This is a genomic window from Hyphomicrobiales bacterium (assembly GCA_039989895.1).
GTDB lineage: Bacteria > Pseudomonadota > Alphaproteobacteria > Rhizobiales > JACESI01 > JACESI01.
The window spans coordinates 1-12,940 of sequence record JBDXGY010000001.1 but is presented as its reverse complement, the minus strand read 5'-3'; the positions used below and the strand labels follow the sequence as shown (position 1 = coordinate 12,940).

11 protein-coding genes are annotated in these 12,940 nt (G+C 44.8%); 7 read left to right on the top strand and 4 right to left on the bottom strand.

The annotated features are described in order from the left end of the window. Positions 1 to 44: 44 nt before the first annotated feature. Positions 45 to 1,841, bottom strand: a complete 1,797-nt coding sequence (locus ABJ081_00055; GenBank protein ID MEP6355059.1) for a TadE/TadG family type IV pilus assembly protein — start codon at positions 1,839 to 1,841, stop codon at positions 45 to 47. A 319-nt stretch (positions 1,842 to 2,160) separates the two neighbouring features. Here ABJ081_00055 and ABJ081_00050 point away from each other — a divergent pair, with 319 nt between their 5' ends. Further along, positions 2,161 to 3,576 (top strand): hypothetical protein, encoded by a 1,416-nt coding sequence (locus ABJ081_00050; protein ID MEP6355058.1) that lies wholly within the window; start codon positions 2,161 to 2,163, stop codon positions 3,574 to 3,576. Positions 3,577 to 3,688: 112 nt separating this feature from the next. On the opposite strand, the gene ABJ081_00045 is transcribed toward ABJ081_00050, so the two are convergent. Next, positions 3,689 to 5,302 carry a choline dehydrogenase gene (locus tag ABJ081_00045; GenBank protein MEP6355057.1) on the bottom strand — a complete coding sequence of 538 codons (1,614 nt, stop codon included), beginning with the start codon at positions 5,300 to 5,302 and terminating at the stop codon, positions 3,689 to 3,691. A gap of 127 nt (positions 5,303 to 5,429) precedes the next feature. On the opposite strand from ABJ081_00045, the gene ABJ081_00040 reads away from it, so the two are divergent. From ABJ081_00040 to ABJ081_00025, 4 genes are all read left to right on the top strand, one after another. Next, positions 5,430 to 6,662 (top strand): TRAP transporter substrate-binding protein, encoded by a 1,233-nt coding sequence (locus ABJ081_00040; protein MEP6355056.1) that lies wholly within the window; start codon positions 5,430 to 5,432, stop codon positions 6,660 to 6,662. Positions 6,663 to 6,736: 74 nt separating this feature from the next. Next, a complete protein-coding gene (locus ABJ081_00035; protein MEP6355055.1) occupies positions 6,737 to 7,408 on the top strand; it encodes a TRAP transporter small permease subunit in 672 nt (223 codons plus the stop codon). After that, entirely contained in the window at positions 7,405 to 8,766 is a 1,362-nt protein-coding gene (locus ABJ081_00030) for a TRAP transporter large permease (protein MEP6355054.1), read from the top strand. The genes ABJ081_00035 and ABJ081_00030 overlap by 4 nt, the downstream gene beginning before the upstream one ends. A gap of 24 nt (positions 8,767 to 8,790) precedes the next feature. Next, positions 8,791 to 9,570: an IclR family transcriptional regulator gene (locus ABJ081_00025; protein MEP6355053.1), complete on the top strand. Its 780-nt coding sequence runs from the start codon at positions 8,791 to 8,793 to the stop codon at positions 9,568 to 9,570. Between the two features lie 56 nt (positions 9,571 to 9,626). Here the strand turns inward: ABJ081_00025 and ABJ081_00020 are convergent, their stop codons facing one another. Together ABJ081_00020 and ABJ081_00015 are read right to left on the bottom strand one after the other, a co-directional pair. Further along, complete coding sequence (locus tag ABJ081_00020; protein MEP6355052.1) at positions 9,627 to 9,995, bottom strand: septal ring lytic transglycosylase RlpA family protein; 369 nt, start codon at positions 9,993 to 9,995, stop codon at positions 9,627 to 9,629. A gap of 167 nt (positions 9,996 to 10,162) precedes the next feature. Then, positions 10,163 to 11,551 (bottom strand): aminotransferase class III-fold pyridoxal phosphate-dependent enzyme, encoded by a 1,389-nt coding sequence (locus ABJ081_00015; GenBank protein MEP6355051.1) that lies wholly within the window; start codon positions 11,549 to 11,551, stop codon positions 10,163 to 10,165. Between the two features lie 180 nt (positions 11,552 to 11,731). Here ABJ081_00015 and ABJ081_00010 point away from each other — a divergent pair, with 180 nt between their 5' ends. Further along, positions 11,732 to 12,124, top strand: coding sequence for a carboxymuconolactone decarboxylase family protein (locus tag ABJ081_00010; GenBank protein ID MEP6355050.1), 393 nt, complete (start codon positions 11,732 to 11,734; stop codon positions 12,122 to 12,124). A gap of 186 nt (positions 12,125 to 12,310) precedes the next feature. Next, a partial coding sequence (locus ABJ081_00005; GenBank protein ID MEP6355049.1) for a hypothetical protein occupies positions 12,311 to 12,940 on the top strand: 630 nt, incomplete at its 3' end.

Below are 12,940 nucleotides of genomic sequence, written 5' to 3'. Positions count from 1 at the left end.
CCTGCGATCATAGATCACAGGGGGATTTTTTGTTTATCTTGATTTTACTCCGTCAGAAGAACTTGTGCATCTTGTCTTGCAATTGAGGAGAAAGCAGCCTCTAGATTTGTCGGCGTTGCAAGAATTGAATAGTCAGGAACGATGGCGTTCGGCTCGCTTGCGCAATGATCGAGCATATCAACCGATTCTTGAATATTTGAATTTCCAGAATTTAAATCGAGGCCTATTGTGTAGACTTCAATTCCTCTATTTTTTGCAAGCTGGCAAAGCTTTAATGTTCGCAGATTCAATATATCGGTTGCTCGATTACGTGTTGTGCCATTATTGACGGTCAAGCTTGAATCTAGTGTCTCACTTGCATCCCCATAGGCTGAGCGAGTTTCAGGCAAAGTGTTGCTGCCGATGCCATTGCGGCCATCTGTGAGTAGGATAATGACTTTTCTCACAGGGTCAGCTGATGTTAGAGAAGCCGGCACGTCAGCTGGTAGTGCTGGTAGTGCTGGGTCGTCCCAAAATGAACGCCATGCCGGGTCAAGCATTCGCAAAGCCCAAAGCATGCCAAGGCTCGTATCTGTGTGAGCCGATACATCATCGTCTGGATCTAGCCCAGCGATCGTAGCGGACAGAATGTTATTTGAACCAGATGCAAGGCTTTTCAAATAACTCATTTCTTGACGAATGCAGCCAAGATTTGGATTTCTTGTTGATGAGTCTTGAGTTTCGGTATCATTGCCAAATGGCAGCCAGTTGTTCACTAGCCCGTTTGTACCCCAGCCCGGCGGTTGATAGAAGACTCTAAACTTGTCATCGTCTGTATCAGGAGTTCTCAAGACGCTTAGTGGTGCTGCTAGATTGGCGCTGGCATCCGTATCCGCATAATCAGCCATGTTTTGATTTGGATCAATATCGAAAGTCGCATCAACATCACGGGCCATAACACAACCACGCCATGATAAATCCGGATAATCTGACGGATTGATGTTTGGGGAGCCTTGTGTCGGGCCATTAAAAGTAGTGGCGTCCAATTCGGCTAGCGTGGTGTTGCTGTCATATCCGCTATACCCTTGTGTATTGAAGTTGAAGGTAGAAAGAGCACGTAAAACGTTTTCACGCCGAGTACTCGCGGAAAATTCAAGATTATTAGGGTCGTCTGCATTATTATTCAGAGGTGTTATCAATCCGCTAGTTTGAGGTCTGTCGAGTCCAAATACTGCGCTTCGTCTTTGTGGTCCAATGTTGACCGTCGTTTGCCATGGCACAACTCCGATATATGCCTCACTTCCAAACTGAAGGCTGTTTGCTAGAACGTTGCCAAATGTTTGCAAACCGTCTTCTAATGCATCTTGCCTACCGTTGCTTCGCATCGAGCCAGATTGGTCTATTGCCAGAACATATTCTACCTGAACAATACCAAGTTGTGCTGTTGCGTCTGCGCGAAGATCAATTGTTTGGAAGCCTAGAACTTTCGTCAATGTGGTTTCTATATTTCCTGTCACTGTTCCGATAAGTTGTCTTGTGGTCGGATTATAATTAAATTGAGGAGGAGGGCTAATTGTTGCTCCTTGAGATGTTTGATAATTGATGTTGAAAGCTTCTAAAGCGGCTTGTTCAATTTCATCGTCGGTCAGCAGATTTTGGCTTTGTGCTGCGCCTGAAAGAACCGCAGCATCAACGGCTTTTTGAATGCGATTTTGCTCGTTAATAGCGAGGGTGTAGTCTATACCAGCGCCGGCCGTGAAGATCGTGATAACAGCCAAAAGTCCAAAGAGTATAGCAAATGATCCTCTATCATCTTTGGCAAAACTGTTGATTTTTTTCTTATGCAAGATGGGTTTAAACATTTATCAATCTCATTTTTTGATTTAGCTCGGCTATATTTAGTTGCAATATATTATATTTAGTTTGTAGAATTCCATATGAACTCTATGTAATAGTTTATAGAATATTAATTCTATATTATGGTTAATGATAAGTAAAATATATATGAATATTTATAATATTTAATGAATAAAATAGATAACTAGTAAAAAGCAATTCAATTGAAATTTATATTAGAGCATGTTTTATTGTATTCATGTTGATGCTTTTTTTGGAGACTCTCTAATGTCTAATCTTTTTAAATCATACCTCAAAAGCTTTATTGGAAATCGGAGCGGGAATATGGCTATTCTTGCTGCGGCGTCAGTGCCGTTTTTTACGGCCGCCATTGGGGGCGCTGTTGATTATTCCATATATAGAGAGGCGCGTCAGGCCACAACACAGGCATTGGATAGCGCAAGCTTAGCAGTTGCTGGTGGAATTTCACGTGGTGAGATTGAACCTCACGAGGTTGAGGCGCGAGCCTTGGAATTCTTTACACTTAATATGAGCAGCTACGGTGTTGAGGCCGATGGCACTGGTGGTACTCTTGATGTGAGCAATTTTGCTGTCCAAGTGGATCCGGATACTTCGAGTATCAGCACTACAGTTGATCTTAACGTTCCAACTCTTTTTGCTGGGCTGTATGGTTTACGTCATTTTAATGCGCCGCTTGATTCTACAGCCGCTTTCTCTGGAGCTCCAGGAGCGACTGAAAATATTGAATTTTCCTTTGTATTGGATGTGACCGGTTCAATGGGTAGTCGACTGCCAGGTGAGACTGATACAAGACTTGAAGCATTGCAGGAATCGATGCTCAATAGTTTGAATATTCTTTTGCCAGCAGGTTTGGACGGGAGACCGGGTCTCAATGATGATCGCGTGCGCGTTGGCTTGGTGCCTTATGCGACGTCTGTTAATATTGGCGAGGATTATCATACAAAGGCTGTTGGTATTAATTCAACAAGCGACCGCTTTGCCCGCAATGAATGTGTGACCGAGCGTGAAGGCGTTAATGCGTATAGCGATGTTGCTCCTTCAGAAGGTAATTCTAATACGAACAGACGCTACGAAACAGACGGCATTTTATTGCTAGAAACACCTAGCGACCGAGGTGGCGGTGACATTCAAGGCTTTAGAACCGATCCTTGCCCACTAACACCTTTGCGTCCTTTGACAAATAATCGTGATGATCTGATTGCTGATATCAATAGCTTGATTGCTGATGGTGCAACTGGCGGTCATATGGGTATCAATTGGGGCTTCAATCTTTTGTCTGAGAATTGGCAAGATTTTTGGGCAGAAGAGTCAAAGCCGGCTAATTATGGTGACACGGATGTTCGTAAAGTTCTTGTTATTATGACCGATGGTGAGTTTAATGCAGCTTTCCAGGATGCTGATATCATCAGAAATGGCAGAAATAGAACGTCGTTTATCACTGCTGCAACACAACGAAGAACACAATCGAGAAGAGCCGCATTGGAGTTTTGTGACTTAGCTAAAGAAAGAGATCACAATATTCAGGTTTATACGATTGCCTTCGGCACAGGAAATACTGCGAACCAAATGCTTGAAGATTGTGCGACAGAAGTGCCGGCTGGAACGGAATATGTAGTAGGCGAAGGCCCCTTCTATTACTCGGCGTCATCAAATGCAAACCTTGCTACTGCATTCCAAGATATTATTGCAAGAGAACTTCAAATACTTTTGGTCAACTAAAAAAGCCAAGCAAGACCGATAATTCTAGCGCCCCTTCACAGTGTGGAGGGGCGCTTTTTTTGGAATATGAACGGGGCTAATTGTTTTGAATATCGAGGCGATTGATTATAAGTCAGACGCTTTTTTGATCCTCAAGTATAAGTTCACTCGCTTTTTCGCCAATCATGATTGCTGGTGCATTGGTGTTGCCGGATACAATTTCTGGCATGATTGAACAATCTGCTACACGCAAACCTTGAATACCATGCACGCGCAGGCGCGCGTCAACGACTGCGGCACTATCAGAACCCATTTTGCAGGTTCCTGTAGGATGATAGATGGACGCCGTGTTGTTGCGCACCCAATCTAATGTCGCATCATAGTCATTGATGTCGAGATCAGAATGGGGCCGGAATTCTTCAGAAATTTTAGAATCAAGCGGCGCGTGTTTTGCAATTTTTCTCGCAATATTGACGCCCGCAACGGCTGTTCGGCAATCAGTTTCCGTTGAAAGGTAATTGGGAATAATTTTCGGATAGGCTTTAGGGTCAGATGATTTGAGGCGGATTTCTCCTCGGCTTTCAGGGCGCAGCTGACAAACTGACATTGTGAAGGCGGAGAACTTATCAGCTCCTTTCCCTGGGTTTTCAGCAGACAGCGGCTGGACATGGAATTGAATATCAGGGGTCTCTAATTCTGGTCGTGTTTTCATGAAACCCGTGGCAAGGCTGGCCGCCATTGTCATTGGTCCTGCGCGAAACATCAAATATTTCAACCCGATTTTTGCTTTTCCAAACAATGAGTTGATCTCGTCATTCAATGTAGGCTCGTTGCATTTATAAACCAGACGAGCTTGTAGGTGGTCTTGCATGTTTTTACCTACACCGCTGAGGTCATGCTCAACCTTGATGCCATGCTCTTTTAATTGCTTGGCTTCTCCCACGCCAGACAGCATTAGAAGCTGAGGGGAATTAATAGAGCCGCCGGACAGGATAATCTCACGATTAGCCTGGACCCTATGCAGCTTGCCGCTTTTATCTTTATAGGTGACAGCGGTGGCGCGCTTGTTTTCGATCACGATTTTTTCTACTTGCGCATTGGTGATTATTTGCAGGTTATCTCTGCTTTTAACAGGATTAAGATAGGCAACAGCAGCGCTGCAACGGCGGCCATTTCGGCTCGTCAATTGAAAAAAGCCAACACCTTCTTGATCGGCACCATTGTAATCTGGATTGTATTTGTACCCTGCCGCTTGTGCTGCGGCGACCCATGAATCTACAATAGGCCGCTGGATACGCATGTTTGAAACAGACAAGGGACCTTTGTTCCCGTGGTATTCATCTGCGCCGCGCTCGTTGTTCTCACTGCGTTTAAACAAAGGTAAAACATTATCCCAACCCCAGCCTTTGTTGCCCATCTGTTGCCAGCGGTCGTAATCTTGAGCTTGGCCGCGAACATATAGAAGGCCGTTTAATGATGATGAGCCACCCAAAACCTTTCCGCGCGGCCATTCGATTGAACGCCCGTTTAAGCCGGGGTCTGGTTCGGTTTTATAACACCAGTCGATAGAAGGATCGTGTATGGTTTTGAAATATCCCACTGGTATATGGATCCAAGGGTTCCAATCTCTTGGGCCCGCCTCAAGCAGAATTACTCTATTTCTCGGATTGGCACTTAACCTGTTAGCCAAAACACAGCCGGCAGACCCTGCGCCAACGATAATATAGTCCGCTTCTAGAGTGTGCATATGGAACTTTCTCCGTGGGGTTATGCCCATGTCGTTATGAATGCTTGCAAGTAATAGATTAATGTGCTTTTTTTGAGACTTCAAGTCTCATTATGGAGGCTTATGAAAAATATAACGGGAGGAAAGCATGTCAGTCCTAGACAAGTTCGGTGCGATTTCGCGTCGCGATCTATTTAAACTAACCAGTCAATACGGTATTACGTCTACACTTTTAGCTGCGGGCACACTTGGTGGTGCTGTTAGCCTATCTTCAATCGCGAATGCGGTGGAGACTACTTACAACAAACGTTACAAAAACAAACCAAAGCACACTTTGAAATTCGGTGCTGCTGGATTCAATCAGCGTAACCTTCTTATCGAACGCGCTGGTTGTCTTGAGTTTGCTCGTGACTTGGAAGAGCGCACTGAGGGTGAGATTGCTGTTGAATTTATTGGCGACAATGCCATTTGTGGTCAGCTTTCTTGCGTTGAAAAAACACAACTCGGCGTTGTGGATATGTATGCAGCTTCTACGCAGAATTCTGCGGGCGGTGCACCTTATCTCAATGTTCTTGATTATGCTTACATGTTCCCAAGTCGTGCTGCGCAGTATCATTTCCTTTATCACCCAGAAAGTCAGCGAATTCTTCGTGACCCGCTTGAAAAGCGTCACGGTTTGAAATTCCTGTTCTCACATGCAGAACTTCGCGGCATTCAGCTGGGTCAAAGCTTTGCAGATAAACCGACAGTCACAAAACTTGAAGAATTATTCGGTACGAAAAACCGCGTGACAGGTACACAGCTTGGCCGTATTGCTATGACAGCGATGAACCTCAACCCGGTTCCAGTTGCTTGGTCTGAAACACTTGATGGCCTGAAGCAGGGTCTTATCGATGGTGCTGAAACATGGGCTTCTGCGGTTGCTTATGCGAATATGTCACCGGTTGTATCTCAGTGTGTGGATCTTAAATTTTTCTGCGGTACTGAGCATACGTCTATGTCTGCGAAAGTGTTTGATTCAATGGAAGCACACCTTCAAGATGCTATTATGGAATCATCTTACCTCGCACAGGTTCACGTTCAGGCTGCAAACGAAGCTGCTCTCGTGAATACGGTTGGTTTCTCAACACCACAGCTTGATGGCACGATCTTTAAAGAGAATGATGTGCGTTTGGCAACACTGGGTGATGATCAGATCCAACTTGCTAAAGATATGTGTTCTGTCGATTCTCAACCAAAATTGTGGGAACAGTGGCGTGAGCGCCTTAACGGCTGGGCCGGCGGCATTGATACCTATACGGATATCGCAAAAGCTGCTCGTGAGATTCCTGAAAATACATTGGCAGAAAATGTTGAACCACGTCGTTGGTGGCGCGGTTAATATACTATACTATAATCGAAGCGGCTGTTTTCAGCCGCTTCGAAGCGCTTGTTATGTCTGGGTGGGAGAATTTAATGGGAACGCTATTGGCTGAAGCTGGTGCGATTATTACGGCTTTTTTTTCTAATGATTCATTTATAATGCTCGATGCAGCGCGCAAACCTGGGGCATGGCTCGTTGGTTTTTTTGCGACACTGACTGGCGCGTTTTTGGTACTGACGTTATATCGAAAAGTGCCTTTTCTTGAGCGCCATTTCGAACGTTCAGTGATGGTGTATTCTTATCTTTTAATCGCTGGGATTATCTTTGTTGAAGTGTTCCGGCGTTTTCTTCTTAATGAGCAGGCACCGTGGTCTACGACCCTGCCTCCATTCTTATTTCTTATTATGACGTGGTTCGGTTGTGCTTATAACGTCAAGTTGCGCACCCATTTGGCCTTCACTGAATTTAGAACAAATATGCCAAGAAAAGCTCAAATCGCGTGTCTTTGTTTGGATGCGTTGTTATGGTTTGGCTTTTGTTGGATTGTTATTGTTACGTCCACGCGGATCACTATGAATGCTGCGGCTAATTTCCAAATTCTTCTTGGGACTGACAATGTATTGCAGTGGTGGTTTCTTACTTCGGTGCCAATTGCTTTCATGCTACTAGCTGGACGGGTTTTGAAGAACCTTCTCGATGATTTTGATAATTACAAGAGTGGTGCGCCACTTATCGAGCGTGCTGTGATCGGGGGTGACGCATGAGCGATAGCACAATAATAACTCTTGTTTCACTGGGTGTTACTGTCTTCTTTATGTTGGGTGTGCCCGTCTTTTTGGTGATCGGTTACTGGGTTATATGCGCTAGTTTTGTCATCGGTTTTCCGCTTGATAACATTGGTTCTGCTTTGTCCAATGTGTTCAGTAAAGGTTTTGCTCTTTTAGCAATGCCGCTCTTCATTTTGACAGGTGACTTGATTAACCGTTCAGGCATTGCGCGACGATTGTCTGATTTTGCTTATTCCTGTCTCGGCTGGCTTCGTGGGGGGCTGGCGATGGCCGCGATTGGGGCCTGCGGTCTTTTTGCTGCGATCTCTGGGTCCAATTCCGCAACAACTGCAACAATCGGCTCTATGCTTCATCCTGAAATGGTGAAGGGGGGCTATGATGAGCGCTTTTCTGCGGCGACAGCTGCAGCAGGCGGTACTGTTGGTATTATCATCCCGCCATCCATTATCTTCATCGTCTATGGCTTCTTAATGAACTTGCCGATTTCGGATCTTTTCATTGCTGGGATCATTCCTGGTATCTTGATGGTGGTCGCCATGCAGTTTGTTTGCTGGATTGTTTGCCGCATCAACGGTTGGGGTCATTTGATTGATTTTGATGTTGTACGGGTTTTGAAAACGGGCTTCGGTGCTTGGCTCGGTTTCTTTGCCATCGGCTTGGTTCTCTGGGGGATTTATACAGGTAAATTTTCACCGACCGAAGCTGCTGGCGTGACTGTTGGGTTTTGTATCATTGTAGGGCTTATTTGCTTGCCGTTATACAAGCTGCTTAGCTCTGGTGATAAAAGCCGGTCTATCGCTGATAAAAGCTTTGGCGAGATGTTTGTTGTAGAAGGCTTTAAATTCACAGAGATACCGAGCATTACAATGCGTTCAGCTCAAATTACAGGTATTCTGGCTCCCTTGATTGCCGTTTCTGTTGTTATGCAACAGATTATGTCATTGCTGGGTGCTCAAGAGACAATCGGTAATTTTGTTACAAGCATGGGTGGTTATTATGCGGTCTTGTTTACAGCCATGGGCATTGTGTTTGTCGCTGGTATGATTTTAGAAAGCCTTCCGGTTACTATTATTCTGGCCCCTATTCTTGCGCCAATTGCGCATTCTGTCGGTGTTGATCCAATCCATTTCTCAGTAATCTTTTTGGTTGGTGCTTCAATTGGGTTTATTACGCCGCCTTATGGTTTGAATCTCTATGTTGCCAGTGGTGTAACTGGGGTTCCGTATTTCCGACTGTTGAAGTTTAGTGTGATTTATCTTGTTGCGCTGCTAATTGTCTGGATAACTGTTGCGTTGACACCTGAGCTTGCTACAATCTTGTTGCCTAAACATTGATTTAAAAAAAGGTAATGAGAAGCTGTGAGTGTTGCAGAATTAGATCGTAAGACAGAGACAATTCCGACTAATTTGAGATTGTTGTTAGTGTTAGAAGTAGTGTCTCGGGCTGGTGTTCCTGTTACGCCTACTGACGTTAATGCGGAAATTGGGCTTCCCAAACCAACAATACACAGGCTCTTTGCAACTTTAGAGGCAGAGGGCTTTTTGCAGCGCGAATTGGATGGTCGCACCTATACCGTTGGTCGGCGATGCCGTAAAATGTCGATGAATATTATGTCGTCCATGCGGATGAGAACGGCGCGGGTGGCTATTTTGACAAGGCTTGCTGATCAGATAGGCGAGACCTGCAACATAGCTGTGCCTGAGCGACAGGCGATGATTTATCTTGATCGTATTGAAACAAAATGGCCACTGCGGATTCAATTGCCGATTGGAACGCAGGTGCCGTTTTATTGCACCGCCAGCGGTAAGATGTATTTGTCGACTTTTCAAGATAGCCACTTGAAACGTTATCTGTTGGCATCACGGTTTGATGCGCGCACAGATAGAACAATCACGGATCCTGCACGCATCAAAGATGAAGCACAAATCACCCGTGAGCGCGGGCATGCTGAAGATGACGAAGAATTTATGGATGGCATGATAGCGATAGCAGTGCCGATTAAAGATGATCTGGGGCGGCTGATTTCAACATTGTCATTTCATGCGCCAACCCAACGACTTTCGATTGAAAGCTCGCGTGAGCATTTGCCGCATTTACGCCAAGCTGCATCAGAACTCTCTGATCTCGTCGCAAGTTGAGTCATCCCTCTCGTCGAGACGGTTATTTTCTGATCAATTGATGTAAGGCTTTGATTTTATTTGCGGCGTTTTGTTTTACCAACAACCTCGATCTTCACTTTTGTCAGGCCGGTCTTTTTGCTGAGGCCAATCTTATTTGCGGCACCCAAAGATAGATCGATGATACGGCCTTTAACAAAGGGGCCACGATCATTAATGCGTACGGTCACTTTCTTGCCATTGCTGAGCCGCGTTACACGAACCAATGTGCCGAAAGGCAGGGTGCGATGGGCTGCGGTTAGCTCATGTTTACGGAATTGTTCGCCATTGGCTGTTTTTTGATCTTGCCAATAAAATGATGCAATGCCGATCGTGGATTTTGCGAACGCCGTATTTGCCCCAATCGTGAGCATGAGGGCAACGAGTGCTAAAGTGATTTTTCTCAATGGGCTGTCCTTTTAAATAATTACTATTTAATAGAGCCCTCCATATAACGATCAATATGATGATTATATGGCTTATGCATGATCGCAATAAGGCTATTTGATGGGATTTGACCTTTTCAAGAAGCAAAAAATGCAGGCATTCTCAAGCTTCAATCTATGGGTGGAATCTATGCGGCAGTAACCCGTGTGATGGCGCCATCAATACTTTCAATAATCTCATCGAGATCATCCTTTGTACAGATAAGGGCAGGGCTGAGGCACAAGGTATTGTTGAAGCCATTTAAAGAGCGGTTCGTTGCGCCGATAATCACAGCATCATGCTTGAAGCACTCCGCGATAATTGCCATTGAGACGCTCTCATGGACAGGCTCCTTGGTTTCGCGATCAGCAACCAGTTCAGCGCCGCAGAATAAGCCTTTACCGCGCACATCACCAATGATGGAATGTTTAGCTTTAAGACCTTCCAGTTTATTCATAAGATAATCGCCCATCGCTACAGTGTTTTCTAAAAGCTTCTCATCTTCAAGAATACGCATATTTTCAAGGGCAGCAGCGGGGCCAGCTGTACAGCCGCCAAATGTCGAAATATCACGGAAGTAACTCATTGGGTCGTCGGGATCCGCTTTAAACATCTCGAAGACTTCTTCCGTTGTGACGGTACAAGAAATCGCAGCATAGCCAGAGGCCAGACCTTTTGCCATGGTCACCATATCTGGTTTGATGCCGTAATGCTGATGACCGAACCATGTGCCGGTGCGGCCCATGCCACAAACAACTTCGTCTATGTGGAGCAATATATCGTATTTTTGGCAAATTTCCTGAACCCGTTGCCAATAACCTTCAGGTGGCGTAATTACGCCGCCGCCTGCCGTGATTGGTTCAAGACATAAAGCGCCTACGGTATCAGCACCCTCGCGCAGAATTACCTCTTCGATAGCGTTTGCTGCGCGGATACCATAGTCGTCCACGTCGCCCCATTGAGAGCGATATTCAAGACAGTGCGGCACCTCAATGAAGCCGGGCGTGAAGGGGCCAAATTGTGCTTTACGTTCGTCTTGTCCACAAGCTGAAAGATTGGCGATTGTCGTGCCATGATAGTCGCGGTGCCGATAGAGAATTTTGTGTTTCTTCCCGCCGTATTTATTGTGAGCAATTTGGCGAACAATTTTGAAGCATTTTTCGTTAGCTTCCGATCCGGAGTTTGAATAATAAACTCGGCTCATGCCCGGCATTTTTTCGATCAAACGCTCAGCAAATAAAGCACCAGGGATGGAGCCCATGGAGCCTGCAAAATAATTCATTTTAACAAGTTGATCACGCACTGCATTTGCAATGGTCTCGCGGCCATAGCCAACATTCACTGTCCAAACACCGCCCGATACTGCATCCAGGTGCTCGCGGCCTGCCTGGTTCCAAACCCGCATGCCTTTGCCCTCAACAATAATTAAAGGATCAACATCATCAAACTTTTTATGCTGCGTCAGATGATGCCAAACATTGGCCTTATCAGCTTTGACAACATGGCTTATATCATTTTGATTCAATTGCTGATTCATATCAGGTTCCTTTTGGTAAGGCGCGTCAAAATATTGGATACACTTTATCGGATATAATCTACGCTGAATAGCGCCTCTATGATACCAAAATTTGATAGGCTAGACCCTAGATGGATAAAAGTTCCTAATGCCTATTTTCATGTGAAGAACACTCTAAATAATATGGGATGACGAGCTGATATGGATACTATATTTGACGAAGATCTTTTTCTAAAAGGATTGGAAAAGCGCAAGCAAACACTCGGTGCGGACTATGTGGAAAATAATCTGGCAGCTGCTGATGATTTTACACGCCCCTTTCAAGAGGCAATGACGGCATGGTGTTGGGGTTTTGGATGGGGTGATGATGTCATTGATGCTAAAACGCGCTCAATGATGAATCTTTCCATGATCGGCGCGCTTGGCAAAATGCAGGAATGGGAACTGCATTGCAAAGGCGCGCTTAACAATGGCGTTTCCAAAGAAGAGATCCGTGCCATCATTCACGTCATAGGAATTTATTGCGGCGTGCCACAATCACTTGAATGTTTCCGCGCCGCCCGTAAAGTTTTAGATGAGGCTGGTCTTCTCTAGTCGCATATCCATCTGAAGGTATGAAGATTCACAATCTGAGTGCGTGTGGTTTGGGCATTTAATGAATTGGGAATTGGGTAACTAATCTGATAATGACTGCTGGAAATGCTTGGTAGTATGTCTGGTGATTATTGCGTGCTGATGTTACTTAATTTCGTCTAATTGTTTGAAGTAGGAGAGAGGCATTTGCCAAAGGTTGTGCTGTGTCGGCCACGGGGTGGCTTAAATGACACTTTATGTCAGATAGAACGCTGTTGGAGCTATTGTCTCGAATACAATCGAAAGCTTATTCTTGATTCTTATAATTCTGGTTTAGTTGACGATTTTTCCAATTATTTTGAACCACGAGATGATGCTATTATTTATAAAGCGCCTGATTGGCTCAAAAATATCGCATCGTTCTTATTGCCAAAAAAAATGAAAAGAAAAGAACGTATTGACATTTGGTTGTTTCTACAGGGGAGATATTATTTTGCTGTCTGGAATGAAAGGCGGCTTAAATTCGTCAGCAAATACACACTGAGAAAAATAAACTTCAGTATAAGGCGAAGGCATAGAAGGTGGCTTTTGATCCATGAAGATTCTGGTGGTGGCGAGAGATCTAGCGAATGTCTAAAGCGGCTTAAATTCACTAAAAAAGTGTCCGTTGAAATTATCAATCGTCTTAGTAAGATTGAAAAACCCTACTCAGCTGTCCATATCAGAAACACTGACTACCAAACGGATTATGTCCGTTTTTTTGAAGATATTGCCCCTAAAGTAAAGGGTAAAAATCTGCTTGTTTGTTCTGATGATCATGCCTGTATTGAGTATGCT